At 53.4% G+C, this 15,406-nt stretch carries 16 protein-coding genes and 3 tRNA genes; 9 read left to right on the top strand and 10 right to left on the bottom strand.

The window, feature by feature from the left end; all coding sequences use genetic code 11:
- The first annotated feature begins 33 nt into the window (after window positions 1–33).
- The 3 genes from efp to ecnB all read left to right on the top strand — a co-directional run bounded on the left by efp (window position 34) and on the right by ecnB (window position 1,043).
- Entirely contained in the window at window positions 34–600 is a 567-nt protein-coding gene (efp, locus tag GA0061070_RS13315) for an elongation factor P (protein ID WP_090136583.1), read from the top strand.
- A 58-nt stretch (window positions 601–658) separates the two neighbouring features.
- A complete protein-coding gene (locus GA0061070_RS13310; protein ID WP_090136582.1) occupies window positions 659–790 on the top strand; it encodes an entericidin A/B family lipoprotein in 132 nt (43 codons plus the stop codon).
- Window positions 791–896: 106 nt separating this feature from the next.
- The gene (gene ecnB, locus GA0061070_RS13305; protein ID WP_007372716.1) at window positions 897–1,043 is read left to right on the top strand and encodes a lipoprotein toxin entericidin B; all 147 of its coding nucleotides are present in this window, start codon (window positions 897–899) and stop codon (window positions 1,041–1,043) included.
- A 29-nt stretch (window positions 1,044–1,072) separates the two neighbouring features.
- Here ecnB and GA0061070_RS13300 read toward each other — a convergent pair whose 3' ends face one another.
- Window positions 1,073–1,675: a helix-turn-helix transcriptional regulator gene (locus GA0061070_RS13300; RefSeq protein ID WP_090136598.1), complete on the bottom strand. Its 603-nt coding sequence runs from the start codon at window positions 1,673–1,675 to the stop codon at window positions 1,073–1,075.
- A gap of 262 nt (window positions 1,676–1,937) precedes the next feature.
- On the opposite strand from GA0061070_RS13300, the gene sugE reads away from it, so the two are divergent.
- Window positions 1,938–2,255: a quaternary ammonium compound efflux SMR transporter SugE gene (sugE, locus tag GA0061070_RS13295; protein WP_090136581.1), complete on the top strand. Its 318-nt coding sequence runs from the start codon at window positions 1,938–1,940 to the stop codon at window positions 2,253–2,255.
- A 65-nt stretch (window positions 2,256–2,320) separates the two neighbouring features.
- Here sugE and GA0061070_RS13290 read toward each other — a convergent pair whose 3' ends face one another.
- From GA0061070_RS13290 to frdA, 5 genes are all read right to left on the bottom strand, one after another.
- Window positions 2,321–2,521 (bottom strand): lipocalin family protein, encoded by a 201-nt coding sequence (locus tag GA0061070_RS13290; protein WP_244153118.1) that lies wholly within the window; start codon window positions 2,519–2,521, stop codon window positions 2,321–2,323.
- Between the two features lie 100 nt (window positions 2,522–2,621).
- Window positions 2,622–2,981: a fumarate reductase subunit FrdD gene (gene frdD / locus GA0061070_RS13285; protein ID WP_090136579.1), complete on the bottom strand. Its 360-nt coding sequence runs from the start codon at window positions 2,979–2,981 to the stop codon at window positions 2,622–2,624.
- Between the two features lie 10 nt (window positions 2,982–2,991).
- Window positions 2,992–3,387, bottom strand: coding sequence for a fumarate reductase subunit FrdC (frdC, locus tag GA0061070_RS13280; protein WP_090136578.1), 396 nt, complete (start codon window positions 3,385–3,387; stop codon window positions 2,992–2,994).
- A gap of 10 nt (window positions 3,388–3,397) precedes the next feature.
- The gene (locus tag GA0061070_RS13275; RefSeq protein ID WP_090136577.1) at window positions 3,398–4,132 is read right to left on the bottom strand and encodes a succinate dehydrogenase/fumarate reductase iron-sulfur subunit; all 735 of its coding nucleotides are present in this window, start codon (window positions 4,130–4,132) and stop codon (window positions 3,398–3,400) included.
- Window positions 4,125–5,915 (bottom strand): fumarate reductase (quinol) flavoprotein subunit, encoded by a 1,791-nt coding sequence (gene frdA, locus GA0061070_RS13270; RefSeq protein ID WP_090136576.1) that lies wholly within the window; start codon window positions 5,913–5,915, stop codon window positions 4,125–4,127. Before frdA ends, GA0061070_RS13275 begins: the two co-directional genes overlap by 8 nt.
- A gap of 306 nt (window positions 5,916–6,221) precedes the next feature.
- On the opposite strand from frdA, the gene epmA reads away from it, so the two are divergent.
- Entirely contained in the window at window positions 6,222–7,199 is a 978-nt protein-coding gene (gene epmA, locus GA0061070_RS13265; protein WP_090136575.1) for an elongation factor P--(R)-beta-lysine ligase, read from the top strand.
- Between the two features lie 52 nt (window positions 7,200–7,251).
- Here the strand turns inward: epmA and mscM are convergent, their stop codons facing one another.
- From mscM to rsgA, 3 genes are all read right to left on the bottom strand, one after another.
- Window positions 7,252–10,584: a miniconductance mechanosensitive channel MscM gene (gene mscM / locus GA0061070_RS13260; protein ID WP_090136574.1), complete on the bottom strand. Its 3,333-nt coding sequence runs from the start codon at window positions 10,582–10,584 to the stop codon at window positions 7,252–7,254.
- A 22-nt stretch (window positions 10,585–10,606) separates the two neighbouring features.
- Window positions 10,607–11,575, bottom strand: coding sequence for an archaetidylserine decarboxylase (asd, locus tag GA0061070_RS13255; protein WP_090136573.1), 969 nt, complete (start codon window positions 11,573–11,575; stop codon window positions 10,607–10,609).
- 98 nt (window positions 11,576–11,673) lie between these two features.
- On the bottom strand, window positions 11,674–12,729 hold the full coding sequence (gene rsgA, locus GA0061070_RS13250) for a small ribosomal subunit biogenesis GTPase RsgA (protein WP_208598171.1): 1,056 nt from the start codon (window positions 12,727–12,729) through the stop codon (window positions 11,674–11,676).
- Window positions 12,730–12,823: 94 nt separating this feature from the next.
- On the opposite strand from rsgA, the gene orn reads away from it, so the two are divergent.
- From orn to GA0061070_RS13230, 4 genes are all read left to right on the top strand, one after another.
- The gene (orn, locus tag GA0061070_RS13245) at window positions 12,824–13,369 is read left to right on the top strand and encodes an oligoribonuclease (RefSeq protein ID WP_090136572.1); all 546 of its coding nucleotides are present in this window, start codon (window positions 12,824–12,826) and stop codon (window positions 13,367–13,369) included.
- Between the two features lie 252 nt (window positions 13,370–13,621).
- Window positions 13,622–13,697, top strand: a tRNA-Gly gene (locus GA0061070_RS13240).
- Between the two features lie 73 nt (window positions 13,698–13,770).
- Window positions 13,771–13,846, top strand: a tRNA-Gly gene (locus GA0061070_RS13235).
- Between the two features lie 73 nt (window positions 13,847–13,919).
- A tRNA-Gly gene (locus GA0061070_RS13230) sits at window positions 13,920–13,995 on the top strand.
- Window positions 13,996–14,264: 269 nt separating this feature from the next.
- Here the strand turns inward: GA0061070_RS13230 and queG are convergent.
- On the bottom strand, window positions 14,265–15,404 hold the full coding sequence (gene queG, locus GA0061070_RS13225) for a tRNA epoxyqueuosine(34) reductase QueG (protein WP_090136571.1): 1,140 nt from the start codon (window positions 15,402–15,404) through the stop codon (window positions 14,265–14,267).
- Window positions 15,405–15,406 lie beyond the last annotated feature (2 nt).

Genomic DNA, 15,406 nt, shown 5'->3' with positions numbered 1-15,406 from the left:
TAAGCTACCAGTTAACAATTTTCAGAGGGCCTTATGGCGACTTACTATAGCAACGATTTTCGTGCTGGTCTTAAAATCATGTTGGACGGCGAACCTTATGCGGTTGAAGCCAGCGAATTCGTTAAACCAGGTAAAGGCCAGGCATTTGCGCGCGTTAAGCTGCGTCGCCTGCTGACCGGTACTCGCGTAGAAAAAACCTTCAAATCTACTGACTCTGCCGAAGGTGCAGACGTTGTCGATATGAACCTGACTTACCTGTACAACGACGGTGAGTTCTGGCACTTCATGAACAATGAAACTTTCGAACAGCTTTCTGCTGACGCCAAAGCGATTGGCGACAATGAGAAATGGCTGCTGGATCAGGCTGAGTGCATCGTGACCCTGTGGAACGGCCAGCCTATCTCCGTCACTCCGCCGAACTTTGTTGAGCTGGAAATCGTTGAAACCGATCCAGGTCTGAAAGGCGACACTGCGGGTACCGGCGGTAAACCGGCTACCCTGAGCACTGGCGCAGTGGTTAAGGTTCCGCTGTTCGTGCAGATTGGTGAAGTTATCAAAGTGGATACCCGCTCCGGCGAATACGTATCTCGCGTGAAGTAATATCCGCGGCTTCGGCGTAGCGCCATGCTACGCCGTTGAACATAACAAGGCAGGAATGATGAAACGCCTTACCAAAATCCTTTCACTTATGCTTATCAGCGGCGCTTTGCTGTCGGGCTGCAATACGGCGCGTGGCGTCGGTGAAGACATTCAGAGCCTGGGTCACGCTATTTCTCACTCGGTCAGCTAAAACTTCACATCTTCTTAAAAATCTTCCCGTTCCGGTCTCATTGCGGAATTTTGTCTATGCTTAAGTGGCTATGCACAAATAATATTGGTCACATAAGGAAGATATTATGGTTAAGAAGACAATTGTTGCGATCTTTTCTGTATTAGTTCTTTCATCCGTTCTGACGGCGTGTAACACCACGCGAGGCGTCGGTCAGGATATCTCTGAAGGCGGCAGCGCTATCTCTGGCGCAGCAAGCAAAGCTCAGCAGTAATCCTTGCCGGTACGGCATATGCCGTACCGCTAATTTGAATTTTCCGGCAGTGAAAGGAACGGCGTAAACCGATTCCCCATCCCGAGTTTCATGCGAATATTACGCTTGTAGGTATAAACGGTTTTGCCGTTAATACTTAGCCCGGCGGCGATGCTTTGGTTACTTTTCCCTTCCATCCATAGTGTGAGCACTTTCTCTTCCTGTTTGGTCAGTAGCGGTGTCGCCATCTGTGCAATTGAATGCGCCGGACATGCCAGTACAATGTCATCAATAAGTTTCGCCAGTTTATCCAGCGGTTCTGTTTTTAGCATCGTTGCGCGAATTTTAAGTTGCATATAGAACCCGGAAAGTTGCGCATCGATACCCGATTCCAGCAGCAGCACTTGGTTTGAATCGCCGCAGACGGAAAATAATGAAGCAAGCTGTTGAATATGATGAATTTCATTCCTGAAACTATGAAGGTTGGCAATCACCAGATCGGGTTGCCACTGCACAATATGTTCTTTCGCCAGCATTAAATTATGCAACCCGGTGACGAGGAACGAGGCGGGGAACAAATCGGGTTGATTGAGCCAGGATTCCACCCCAATACGGGTGAAGTAACAACGGTCAATCACGAGAATTTTGAACATATTTTTCTTCACAGTCAGAGGGTGGCGCATAGCTTCCTGTATTCAGGAAAGTGATTCATCATAGGGGGTACATAAGGTGGGTAAATGCTGGAATTCCGCAGCGAACAGTGGCTATTTCTTGCTTTAACTTGCTTAATATCCGCAAGCACAATCAAGTTGAAATTTTAAACTGTAGTGGGCAGAATTTGCCTCTCTTCACATCTCTGGCGGGACGACCTGTCAATTTCACTTTTTCGGGGACGGCCCCACATAGGAGCCAATCATGTCCTGGTTAATTCTTCTTATCGCCGGTCTTCTTGAAGTGGTTTGGGCTGTCGGCCTGAAATACACCCATGGCTTTACGCGCCTGACGCCCAGTACCATCACCGTTGCAGCAATGATCGCCAGTGTTGTGCTACTCTCATGGGCAATGAAAACCCTGCCGGTTGGTACTGCCTATGCTATCTGGACCGGGATCGGCGCGGTGGGCGCTGCGGTTGCAGGGATTGTGTTGCTTGGCGAATCCGCAAGCCTGGCGCGTATTCTTAGTCTGTGCCTGATTGTTGCCGGAATCGTTGGGTTAAAGCTCAGTACGCATTAGAAAGATTGATTAATCCAGAGTAGTTTTGCAACAGCAAAACCTTGCATAGCTGCGTTTTATCACTGTCAGCCCGCCTCGTTGCGCAAATTGTAGGTGGCGGAGATTTTCTCCAGGACGCTTTCGGGGTGGTGGTCCAGACGGGCGATTTCGTGCCATCTTCCGAGAAAACGTTGGGTATTGAAGTTTTGCGCCACGGTGACCCCATCTGGTGGGGTAGGAGAACGACAGGCGAAGAGCAGTAGTGTAGCGGTACGCGTGGCGATCATCCGCAACATGCGTATGGGATTTTTCCTTCCAGATCGTTTCGTAGGGTATAAGCACTGGCTGGAAATTTGCTCTCCCGCTTACGCAGGAGAGCAACAGGTATTAAATAAAGATGACGCCGATCAGTGTAACTACAGTCAGAATCGCCGCAAGACCATAGAACACCCATTTACCGTTAGGTACGTGAATTTTCAAATCATGCATCATATGGTGGATACGGTGCAGACCGCACCACACCGGCAGGACAATCATCAAAAAGAGGAACGCGCGGCCAATGAAGCTTTGCGCAAACGCCAGTACGCGTTCATAGCCCAGCGCTTCGCCAGGGTAGAGGCTCAGCGGCAGCAGAATGCCGACCAGCAGCACGATAACCGGTGCGACAATGGCGCTCCACATACCACCTGCGCCGAACAAACCCCAGAATACGGGTTCGTCAGAACGTTTTGGATTCGGGTTAATCACGTTGGCCTCCTTACCAGAAAAGAGCCACAAACAGCACCACCACAGTGACTACCGCAGTCACCACCCAAAGCCCTTTCACTACCGGCTCTGGCCCCATTTTTTCGCCTTTTACGATGATAAGCTGCGCTTTTGGTGCCAGATCAAACCAGGTTTTGGTATGCAGCAGCGCGGCGGCGAGCGTCACCAGATTGATGAGCAGCACAATCGGGTTTTGCAGAAAGTGCACAAATCCTTCCCAGCTTTGCGGCCCGTGTTTTAACGCAAACAGACCAAAGATCAGTTCGAGACTGAACCAGACCGCAGGTACCGCCGTTCCTTCACGCAGCATGTAGAAGCGATAAAACGGTAGAGTTTTCCACCAGCTTGACGGCATGGGACGAACCCAGGCTTTACGTTTAGTCGTCATAATGCACTCCTTAGCGTGGTTTCAGGGTGGCGATAAGAAAGTCTTTCGAACTTTCCACCTTGCCCTGCTGAATGGCCGCAGCCGGATCGACATGTTTCGGGCACACCTCCGAACAGTAGCCGACAAACGTACAGCTCCACACGCCGTTCTGGCTGTTGAGTTGCCCCATGCGCTCTTTTTTGCCGTTATCGCGGCTATCAAGGTTATAGCGATGCGCCAGCGTAATCGCCGCCGGGCCGATGAACTCAGGATTCAGACCAAACTGTGGGCAGGCAGCGTAGCACAGGCCGCAGTTAATGCAGCCGGAGAACTGATGGTACTTCGCCATCTGCGCCGGGGTTTGCTTGCCTGGTCCCTGATCCGGCGTGCGCGTATTACCGATGATGTAAGGCTTAATCGCTTCGAGACTTTCGATAAAGTGGGTCATATCGACCACCAGATCGCGCTCAACCGGGAAGTTCGCCAGCGCCTCGACTCTCAGGCCTTTCTCGTAATCGCGCAGAAAGGTTTTACACGCCAGTTTCGGAACTTTGTTGACCATCATGCCGCAGGAGCCGCAAATCGCCATACGGCACGACCAGCGGTAGCTCAGATCCGGCGCAAGGTTATCTTTGATATAGTTCAGCGCGTCGAGCAGAGAAGTGGCTTCATCGTAAGGCACGTCATAGAAGGCACTGTGAGGCGCATCGTCCACTTCAGGGTTGTAACGCACCACCTCCACTTTCAGATTCTTCATCTCAGACATTGTTCGTCTCCTTCTTCTCAGACGATTCAGCTTCTGCACCGTATACGCGTTTCGCCGGTGGCAGCGTAGTGATCTTCACGTCGCTGTATTCCAGTCGGGTTGCGCCGTCGGCATCGCGGAAAGCCAGCGTGTGCTTGAGGAAGTTGACGTCATCGCGCTCAGTACATCCCTCATCCAGGCGCTGATGCGCCCCGCGGGATTCTTTACGCGCCAGCGCCGAGTGCGCCATACATTCGGCCACGTTCAGTCCGTGTCCCAGTTCGATGGTGTAGAGCAGATCGGTGTTGAAGACGCTGGAAGTATCGGTAATGCGCACGCGTTTGAAGCGCTCTTGCAGCTCGGCCAGCTTATCCACGGTTTTCTGCATCAATTCCGGCGTACGGTAGATCCCGCAGCCTTCTTCCATGGATTCGCCCATTTCGTCGCGGATTTTCGCCCAGCTTTCGGTACCATCCTGATTGACCAGCGCTTTCAGTCGCTGCTCGACATCTGCTGCCTGCGCGTTTAACGCATCGTCGTTGGCCTTGCTTGCGCTGGCCGAACGTTCAATGGCGCGTTCACCGGCAAGGCGGCCAAATACCACCAGCTCCGCCAGCGAGTTCGAGCCGAGACGGTTGGCACCGTGCAGGCCGACCGACGAGCATTCACCCACAGCAAACAGCCCGGAGATGCGGGATTCGCAGTTTTGGTCGGTTTCGATACCGCCCATGGTGTAGTGGGCCGTCGGGCGTACCGGAATCGGCTCTTTGATCGGATCGACGCCAACATAAGCTTTCGCCAGTTCGCAGATAAACGGCAGACGCTCGCTGATTTTTTTCGCACCGAGATGACGCAGGTCGAGGTAGACCACATCACCGCGCGGGGTAGAGATGGTGTTGCCTTTACGCCACTCATGCCAGAACGCTTGCGACACTTTGTCGCGCGGGCCGAGTTCCATATATTTGTTCTTCGGCTCGCCCAACGGCGTTTCCGGCCCCATACCGTAATCCTGCAAATAACGGTAGCCGTTTTTGTTCACCAGAATGCCGCCTTCACCACGGCAACCTTCTGTCATCAGAATGCCGGAACCCGGAAGGCCGGTTGGATGGTACTGCACGAACTCCATGTCGCGCAGCGGAACGCCGTGTGACAGCGCCATGCCCATGCCGTCGCCGGTGACAATGCCGCCATTGGTGTTGTAGCGGTAAACGCGGCCAGCGCCGCCCGTTGCCATCACCACAGCATTGGCGCGAATCTGCACTAGCGTGCCTTCCATCATATTCATGGCGACCAGCCCACGGACATGGTTGTCATCCACAAGGATATCCAGCACGAAATGTTCGTCGAAGCGTTGGATTTGTGGGAACTGAAGGGAGGTTTGAAACAGGGTATGCAGCATATGGAAGCCGGTTTTATCGGCGGCGAACCAGGTTCGTTCTATTTTCATCCCACCGAAACGGCGCACGTTGACCGAACCATCGGGGCGACGGCTCCATGGACAGCCCCACTGTTCAAGTTGGGTCATTTCTGTCGGGCAATGATGCACAAAATAATCAACGACATCCTGTTCGCAAAGCCAGTCACCGCCAGCAACGGTATCGTGGAAATGGTATTCGAAGCTGTCATGATCCTGGGCGACGGCGGCAGAACCGCCTTCTGCGGCAACCGTGTGGCTGCGCATTGGATAAACTTTTGAAATCAATGCGATTTTGGCGTTCGGGTTGGCTTGCGCCGCCGCGATTGCGGTGCGTAATCCCGCTCCGCCTGCGCCTATCACAGCGATATCGGCTTGAAAGGTTTGCACGACATTCCTCCAGATTATTGTTGTTCCGCAACGACAAGTCAGACTGCTTAAGGCAGTTGCGAATATGTTCCACTGCTCCTTTTTGGGTAAGGTGCAGTATAACCGCAGAGATCCAAGGGAAATTTGATGCGTTCGATTTTTTTGCTCTTCTTTAAGATAATGCATCATTCATATTGATAAATATCATCCTTGATTACTTCCTCTTTGTTTATAGACGCGATAAATGAAATTTTTTTGCGCAAAATTTGTCTCTGCGGATCGATGCGGGTAGACTTCGTGCCCTTGTTTGAATTCGGAGAACGTACCATGAGCGAAACGGCCACCTGGCAGCCGAGCGCATCCATCCCCAATTTATTAAAACGCGCGGCAATCATGGCGGAAATTCGGCATTTCTTCGCCGATCGCGGCGTACTTGAGGTGGAAACGCCCTGTATGAGCCAGGCAACGGTAACGGACGTTCATCTGTTTCCGTTTGAAACCCGTTTTGTTGGCCCCGGCCATTCCCAGGGGATCAATCTCTACCTGATGACCAGCCCGGAATACCATATGAAGCGTCTGCTGGCGGCGGGCTGTGGCCCGGTATTCCAGTTGTGCCGAAGCTTCCGTAATGAGGAGATGGGCCGTCATCACAATCCTGAATTCACTATGCTAGAGTGGTATCGTCCGCATTATGACATGTACCGTCTGATGAATGAGGTGGACGATTTATTGCAACAGGTGCTGGAGTGCCCGGCAGCGGAATCGCTCTCTTACCAGCAGGCGTTTCAGCGTTATCTGGAAGTTGATCCGCTCTCTGCTGATAAAGCACAGCTGCGCGAAGTGGCGGCAAAACTCGATCTGAGTAATATCGCGGAGACAGAAGAAGACCGCGATACGTTGCTACAACTGCTGTTCGCCATGGGCGTTGAGCCACATATCGGCAAAGATCGTCCGGCTTTCGTGTACCACTTCCCGGCAAGTCAGGCCGCGTTGGCGCAGATCAGTACCGAAGATCACCGCGTGGCGGAGCGTTTTGAGGTCTATTTCAAAGGGATTGAGCTGGCAAATGGTTTCCATGAGCTGACTGACGCCCGCGAGCAGCAGCAGCGTTTTGAGCAGGATAACCGCAAGCGCGCGGCGCGCGGTCTGCCACAGCAGCCGGTGGACAATAATTTGCTGGAAGCGTTGAAAGCCGGTCTGCCGGATTGTTCCGGCGTGGCATTGGGCGTTGATCGTTTGGTAATGCTGGCATTGCAGGCGGAAAGTCTGGCTGAAGTTATTGCATTTACCGTTGACCGGGCGTAATAAGCCGATGCAGTAACATGAAAAAAGGCGCCGAGGCGCCTTTTTTGTTGCCTTACAAACTTCCCGCCGGGCGGTTGCCTTTGCCTGCTGAAGTCAACGTTCGCGCAGTGCGTTTTCCGTCAAGACTCTCCAGCCGCATCTGGAATGGCGGGAACGGTAAATCGATACCGTGTTCGCGAAAGCCCGCCAGAATCAGCTGGTGGAGTTCGTGGCGTAGTGGCATACGATGCCCCATCTCAGCGGCATAGATGCGCAGCTCAAACAGTTGAATACCTTGTTGCAGATCGACCAGGAACACTTCCGGCGCTGGATTATCAATTACAAAAGAGCAGCGTTCGGCTGCGGTATAGAGGATCTGCGTCACCTCTTCACTGTTGGCGTCTGCTGGCGCGGGCACGGTTAAAACCACACGCGTGACGGAATCGGAGAGCGACCAGTTAATAAACTGCTCGGTAATAAACGCCTTGTTCGGCACGATGATCTCTTTACGATCCCAGTCGCTGATGGTGGTGGCGCGAGTGTTGATTTTTGTCACGCTGCCCGTCAGATCGCGGATTGTTACGGTATCGCCAATGCGGATCGGCTTCTCAAACAAAATGATCAGGCCAGAGATAAAGTTGGCGAAAATCTCCTGTAGGCCAAAGCCGAGACCGACACCCAACGCGGCGACCAGCCATTGCAACTTGGCCCATTCGATGCCGATCATTGAGAAGCCGACCAGCCCACCGAACAGCATCAGCAAATATTTTGTGATAGTGGTAATGGCATAACCGGTGCCGGGTGCCAGATCCAGATGTTGCAGCAGCGCCAGTTCCAGTAATGCCGGAAGGTTACGCACCAATTGCGTGGTAATGATAAACACGAGAATAGCGATCAGCACCGCGCCGAGCGTAATTGGCTCCAGGCTTTCTACTCCCTGCACCGTCGAAGTGACATCCCATAGCGGAATATTTTCCAGAAAACCAAAAGCGGAATGGATCTCTGACCACAGTACGATGACAGACAGTAGCGCAATCAACATCAGAATTGACCGCACCAGCCGTAGCGACTGGACGCTGATTGCATCCAGATCGACTTCCGGTTCATCGATATCTGCTGCGCTTTCGGTGCTGGAGTGATGCGGCACATCTTCCTCGCCCCGCGCACGCTGTGCGAGGATTTCCGCACGGCGATGGCGTGCACGTTCAAACGCCAGGCGACGGCGCTGAATCAGCATCCAGCGGCGGATAATATGGTAGACCACCAGCAGGGCGAACCAAATGGCGACTGAGGTTTCCAGACGCGCCAGCAGCGCCTGCGACGTGGCCAGATAGCCGACTGCTGCGGCGAGAATAGCTGTCAGTGGCGCGCACAGCAGCAAATTCCACAACAGATGATTCGGTAAATTATTGGCGCTGCCACTTTTGTCGACATAAAGCGGGATCCCGGCGCGTTTCAGGCTCAGTGTCACCAGCGCAAGCGCGCCGCAGATCAGGATAAAGCACAGTCGCCCGAGTGAGCCGGAGAATTCTCGATCGTTGAGGTTATCGAACATAATCAGCGCCATGATCAGCGGTACGATAAAGCCAATACTCATCAGGTAGTAACGCATGCCGCGCGCAACGAGGTTGCGCGGCCAGCCAAAGTGGACGACAAACAGGCCTGTTGGGCGGGCGAAGGTAGCGCAAATCATCACCACCCACAGCAGCGGCACGGTAGCCGTAACGCCATCACCGATGGCGACCGCCAGCGGCCAGGGCCAGGCTTCCTGCAAACCGTAACCGAGTGTGGCCCACAGTACCGGAAGCGGTGACGCGACGAGAATCGACCAGAAAACGGTGCGCATGGTCAGCCAGAAGTGATCCTGTGTGACCTTGCCGACGCGGGCGCTTGAACGCTCCAGAAAACGGGTAAAATGACGACGTGAATAGATGCTGAAACCCACCAACGCTAACGCAGCAAACAGCGGGAAGAGCGTCTCTTTGCTGGTCAGCATCATAATACTGGCTTTGCCAAGCTGGCTGAGGGTGTCCAGCGACAATAAACGGCGCAGATCCTGCACAACCTCTATTGGCCATTCAAGGGTTAACGGACTAACATCTGCCGTCCAGAACAGATAGCGGTGCGTCGCTTCATGTACCTCTTTTAGCGCATCTTTGAGCTGGCTATTGGCTACTTTCAGCTTGGTGAGCTCGAGGATTAGCGTATCGCCGCCCTGAAGCAAAGAATTCAGCAGCTCGCGTTGCGTACGCAACTGGGCTTCCAGAATACGATTCTGCTCGGCGGTAAGTGCTTTGCCGTCCGCCTGGCGGATTTGTCGCAGTTGCGGCTGCTTATTCAGCAAATCCTCATAGTGCATTCGATGGGCGCGCAGTTGCGCCATCTCGGTATCCAGTTGCTGCGGTTTTGGCATTTCCGGCAGACGGGCAACCTGCGCTCGCAGCGCTTCACCCAGTATATTTGAGGCACCGAGCCACTGAGACTGCTCACGCAGCGTATTCAGTGCCTGACGAACCTGTAAAGTCTGCCCGGAGGCCTGCCGCTGCTGGGATGCGACTAGATCCATGCGCTGCGCCTGTTGGTTCAGCGCCTGCGAGAGTTCACGGTTGATGCGGAACTGCTCGACGATACCGACGGGCAGATTGGCGCTGTTTTCCGCCAGTAGTTCAATGCTCTCCAGCGCCTGTTCGGCTTCACGCTGGCGCTGGCTGTTGAGTTGGTTACGCAAGGCTTGTAGATACGCATCCAGCTGCTGGCTCTGTTTCTGTGCCAGTTCGGCGCGCATCCGCGCCAGTTCCTGACGGTTATTGGCGGAAAGTTGTGCCAGATCCAGCTCATCAACCAGCGCTTTTAACTTCGCAGATTCTGCCTGCGCGCCGAAGTTTTGCGCCTGCGCTAATGGTGTGTTGGTATTTTGCGTGCCGAGCCGGCGTTCCACTTCTGTGACCTGTCGGCGCGCGTCGGTCTGCTGTTGCGGGAGCTGGCTTAGGGAGTCGCTGATCTCTCTGGCGCGTTCCTGTTCTTGCTGAGCGAGGCGGGTTTTTTCCAGCAACTGGCTGCTGACTTGCAGGATCTCCTGATTCAGCGCGTCGCTGCTCATCCCCTCGGGAACTGATTTGGGTTCATCACGCAGGTTATCCAACTGCGCGCGCAGGGTACGGGAAAGTTTGGGGAAATTATCAATAACTTGTTGATATTGCTGTGCGCGATCGAGTGAACCTTTGCGTTCCTCAAGGGCGTTGAGTGCGGCCTGGAGCACCTCGATAGTTTCTGCCTGCTCCGGCGTGCTTTTCGCCGCCTTAACCTGCTCCAGTTCTTGGGTGATTTGTCGGGCATCGGGAGCCGTTGCTGCAACGGCTCCCAGGCTGAGGCACCAGGCCATCAGAAAAACGATAATCAGGCGCACATCAGTCTCCATGGTGCGGGGGTTAGCCCTGGTCTTTTTGGTCGTCAACCAGCGGGCTGGCGTCGTGTTCTGCCTGGATTTCCGCTTCCGGCAGTGGTGCTGGTTCGGCATCTACTGGCGCGAAAGACTCAGTGGAAACGGCCAGCGGCTGGCCAATTTTGGTTACCGACAGGCTTTGCAGTTGCTCTGCCAGCGCCACTTTGCCCGGCGCAAACAGGTTGATGACGGTCGAACCGAGTTTGAAGCGGCCCATTTCCTGGCCTTTCAGCAGCGCAACAGCGCCTTCGCTGTCGCCAGCAGGCCATGTCCAGCGTTTGATAATGCCTTCGCGCGGCGGCGTGATGGTGCCTGCCCACACGGTTTCGATACTGCCGACAATGGTCGCGCCGACAAGGATTTGCGCCATCGGGCCGAACTCGGTCTCAAACAGACATATTACGCGTTCGTTACGGGCAAAGAGATTAGGGACATTTTGCGCCGTCAGATGGTTAACGGAGAAGAGATCACCCGGCACGTAAATCATCTCGCGCAGGATGCCGTTACACGGCATATGGACACGGTGATAATCGCGCGGTGAGAGATAGGTGGTGACAAAGCTGCCGTTGCGGAACAGGTCTGCCATCAGGTAGTTGCCTGCCAGCAGCGCCTCCAGACTATAGTTGTGACCTTTGGCCTGCAGGATTTTGTCATTCTCAATGGTGCCAAGCTGGCTGATAACGCCGTCTGCGGGCATCACCAGCACGTCCGGATCGGTATTGAGTGGGCGCACGTCGTCACGCAGCGGTCGCACAAAGAAATCATTAAAGGTGCGGTAGCTGGCGGTGTCCGGCTTCTGCGCTTCTTTCATATCAACCTTGTAGTATTTGACGAACAGATCGATAACCAGTTTGGTCAGCCAGCCTGCACGTTTGCTTGCGCCCCAGCCCGCCAGGCGAGTGAGCCACAGTTTAGGCAGAATGTATTGAAGCGAAAGTTTAAATGAGTTTAACAAGGTAGCCTCCAGGCTATTGTTTTTGTCGTTCCTGACCCGGCACAGGAGCGCCTGATCCTTTGAAAAAGGGACGATTCTAGCGACGCTTAGCTTAGTTGTCAGTCGTCCGATTCAGAAAAGCTTTTACGCGTTTTTACTTGTGCCATGCTTTCAAGAATACGGTGATAGTTGTCGAAACGGCTTTCTGCAATCTCGCCATTTTCTACCGCCTCACGGATGGCACAGCCAGGATCGGTATTGTGTTTGCAGTCGCGGTATTTACAGTGGCCAATGTAATCATGGAATTCGACAAACCCGTTGGTGATTTGTTCCGGTTCGAGATGCCAGAGGCCAAACTCACGAACGCCCGGTGAATCAATTACATCACCGCCGTGCGGGAAGTGGTAGAGGCGCGCTGCGGTAGTGGTGTGTTGCCCCAGCCCGGAAACACCAGAAACATCGTTAGTGAGTATTTGCCCTTCCTGGAAACCCAGCAACGCATTGAGCAGGCTGGATTTCCCGACACCGGACTGCCCGGCAAAGATGCTTATACGGCCAGTTAGTGCTTCAACGAGCGGCGCCAGGCCATCTTGCGTGTGGCTGGAGACCATCAGCACCTGATAGCCAATGTTGCGGTAGATATCCATCTGCTCATTGACGAATGCCATTCCTTCGTCGTCCAGCAGATCGATTTTGTTCAGGACGATCAGCGGAGCAACCTGCAATGTTTCGCAGGCTACCAGATAGCGATCAATAATGTTGAGTGACAGTTCCGGCAGGATCGAAGAGACCACGACGATTTGATCGATGTTGGCGGCGATAGGTTTTACGCCATCATAAAAATCAGGGCGCGTCAGCACAGAGGTGCGTTCGTGCACAGCTTCCACGATACCCTTGACGGTGACGCCTTCCGCGGCTTCTTTACCCGGACGCCAGACAACGCGGTCGCCGGTGACCAACGAGCGAATCGTGCGGCGAATGTTACAGCGATGCACTTCGCCGTCGGCAGATTCCACATCGGCGTGCATGCCAAAGCGGCTGATCACCACCCCTTCGGACGCTTCGCCGAACAGGTTGTCATCATAGTCCGCTTTCTCCGCAGACGTTTTCAGTCGGCGCTGGTGGTTCGCTTTTACGCGGCGCTGCTGTCCTTTGGAGAGTTTATTTTTACTCAATCGTGCTGGCTCCTGGTCGCCCTGGATGGGCAAAACCTCTATGATACACGCAATTTTAGATGAATATAGTTACGCGAGAAGGGTGGAAAATAGCATGAGCGCAAATGAAAACAACCTCATTTGGATCGATCTGGAGATGACGGGGTTAGATCCCGAGCGCGATCGCATTATTGAGATCGCCACGCTGGTAACCGATGCGAATCTGAACATCCTGGCGGAAGGGCCGGTGATTGCGGTACATCAATCTGATGCGCAACTGGCATTAATGGATGAGTGGAATGTGCGTACTCATACCGGCAGCGGTCTGGTTGATCGTGTGAAAGCCAGCCAGCTCGACGATCGGGCAGCGGAACTGGCGACGATCGAATTTCTTAAAGAGTGGGTACCGGCGGGCAAATCCCCCATCTGTGGCAACAGCATTGGCCAGGATCGCCGTTTTCTGTTTAAGTACATGCCCGAGCTGGAAGCGTATTTCCACTACCGTTATCTGGATGTCAGCACGCTGAAAGAACTGGCGCGTCGCTGGAAGCCGGAAGTTCTGGAAGGTCTGAAAAAACAGAATACCCACCAGGCGCTGGATGATATCCGCGAGTCGGTGGCTGAACTGGTGTACTATCGCGAACATTTCATTAAACTTTAAGGCAATGAAGGCGCGGGGCTATTTTTTTCAGTTGCCCCGCAAGCCAGTGCTGGCGAGGTTTCGCTGGAAAAATGTGCGCTTTGTCGATTAAATCAGCACTTGAACAAAAAAAATGAAAATTTGCTATCAGGGGCTTGCAGCAGAAAGGATTTCTCGTATAATGCGCCTCCCGTGAAGACACAGAAATGTGCAACACGGCATCACGAAATTTTAGCAAAAATTGTTCGTAATTGGCTGAAAAATCGATGATAAGCGGGAATAGCTCAGTTGGTAGAGCACGACCTTGCCAAGGTCGGGGTCGCGAGTTCGAGTCTCGTTTCCCGCTCCAAATTTGAAATGCCGGAAGGCACGCATCATCCAGATTTACTGGTCACGGCAAGTATGCCTGTCCAGATAAGTATGCGGGAATAGCTCAGTTGGTAGAGCACGACCTTGCCAAGGTCGGGGTCGCGAGTTCGAGTCTCGTTTCCCGCTCCAAAATTTGAAATGCACCATCCAGATTTCATCCAGATTTACTGGTCACGGCAAGTATGCCTGTCCAGATAAGTATGCGGGAATAGCTCAGTTGGTAGAGCACGACCTTGCCAAGGTCGGGGTCGCGAGTTCGAGTCTCGTTTCCCGCTCCAAATCTTCATCTACAAAAAATTATCCACAGCGGGATCCCTCGTTGGGGGCGTTTTTTTATTGTCCTGTCAAACTATTGTGAACAGAGTTATCCACAGGCATAACTTTCATTCGCAACATCATTACTGCTTCGTCAGGTGAATAATATCTTTTCAACTCACTGAAAAATAACAACAAAATAATACTTCAAACTGTTAATACGATCGCTTGACGATTTTGTGAACGTTGAATCGTAATGTGTTTTTTATTTTATTCACAGGCTGTGGACGGTTCAGGCATCGCGCGGCAGCCCTTTTTCCACCACCCGTACCAGTCGCTGTTGTTTCGGGGGTTGTACTTCCACCACGCAGGCATTTCGTTTCTCAATTTGCTGCGCAATCGCCCATTCTATGTGTTCGTCGAGAAGTGGGTGCTCACCAAGTCGCTGTCGGAGCGCCTGAATAGAGGCCTCATCCCACGGCGCATTACCCAACGCAACGGCAATATTGCGTAGCCAGCGTAAATGACCAATACGGCGAATCGCCGAACCTTCCGTGACTTTCAAAAAGTGTGCTTCATTCCAGGTGAACAGCTCAATCAGTGCGGATGCATGCAGCGCTTTGCGCGGGCTGAAATCCTCTTCGCTGGTCAGTTGTGAGTAGCGATTCCATGGGCAAATCAGTTGGCAGTCGTCACAGCCGTAAATGCGGTTACCAATCAGCGGGCGAAACGCTTCCGGAATGGCGCCTTCCAGCTCAATCGTCAGATAAGATATGCAGCGACGGGCATCAACGGTATAAGGCTCGACAATGGCGCCGGTCGGGCAAATCGTCATACAGGCCACGCAGCGCCCACAACCTTCTTCGACTGGCGAATCAACAGGCAACGGGAGATCAATCAACAGTTCGCCAAGGAAAAAGAACGAGCCTGCATCGCGGCTGAGGATAAGTGAGTGCTTACCTGTCCAGCCCAGTCCTGCTTTTTCCGCCAGCGGACGCTCAAGAATGGGCGCAGAATCAACAAAAGGTCTAAAATTCAGCGAAGCACAATGCTGCTGAATCAGTTCTCCGAGTTTTTTGAGACGGTTGCGCAGCAGCTTATGATAATCGCGACCCAGCGCATAACGGCTGACATAGCCAAGCGTTGGGTTTTTCAGCGTGCTGGCGAAAGCAGCCTGTGCAGGAAGGTAATTCATGCGCACGCTAATGACGCGCAGCGTGCCGGGGAGAAGCTCGTGGGGGCGGGCGCGCATCATGCCGTGGCGCGCCATCCACTCCATTTCGCCGTGATATTGTTTGTCCAGCCACGCTTGCAGCTTCGGTTCGCTGGCGCTGAGATCGGTATCCGCAATACCGACCTGCTGAAAACCCAGTTCAGAGCCCCACAGTTTGATTTGTTGCGCTAAGTCATTGAGATTGAGGGGCTGTGACATGA

The sequence above is a fragment of the Kosakonia oryziphila genome, from assembly GCF_900094795.1.
GTDB lineage: Bacteria > Pseudomonadota > Gammaproteobacteria > Enterobacterales > Enterobacteriaceae > Kosakonia > Kosakonia oryziphila.
Note: the sequence above shows the minus strand (reverse complement) of the source record. Positions and strands in the feature narration are given on the sequence as shown.

Coding starts and splice junctions, on each gene's coding strand:
- GA0061070_RS13300 (WP_090136598.1), bottom strand. CDS start 1,675: ATGTTCAAAATTCTCGTGATTGACCGTTGTTACTTCACCCGTATTGGG.
- sugE (WP_090136581.1), top strand. CDS start 1,938: ATGTCCTGGTTAATTCTTCTTATCGCCGGTCTTCTTGAAGTGGTTTGG.
- GA0061070_RS13290 (WP_244153118.1), bottom strand. CDS start 2,521: ATGATCGCCACGCGTACCGCTACACTACTGCTCTTCGCCTGTCGTTCT.
- frdC (WP_090136578.1), bottom strand. CDS start 3,387: ATGACGACTAAACGTAAAGCCTGGGTTCGTCCCATGCCGTCAAGCTGG.
- queG (WP_090136571.1), bottom strand. CDS start 15,404: ATGTCACAGCCCCTCAATCTCAATGACTTAGCGCAACAAATCAAACTG.
- ecnB (WP_007372716.1), top strand. CDS start 897: ATGGTTAAGAAGACAATTGTTGCGATCTTTTCTGTATTAGTTCTTTCA.
- epmA (WP_090136575.1), top strand. CDS start 6,222: ATGAGCGAAACGGCCACCTGGCAGCCGAGCGCATCCATCCCCAATTTA.
- orn (WP_090136572.1), top strand. CDS start 12,824: ATGAGCGCAAATGAAAACAACCTCATTTGGATCGATCTGGAGATGACG.
- efp (WP_090136583.1), top strand. CDS start 34: ATGGCGACTTACTATAGCAACGATTTTCGTGCTGGTCTTAAAATCATG.
- GA0061070_RS13275 (WP_090136577.1), bottom strand. CDS start 4,132: ATGTCTGAGATGAAGAATCTGAAAGTGGAGGTGGTGCGTTACAACCCT.
- GA0061070_RS13310 (WP_090136582.1), top strand. CDS start 659: ATGAAACGCCTTACCAAAATCCTTTCACTTATGCTTATCAGCGGCGCT.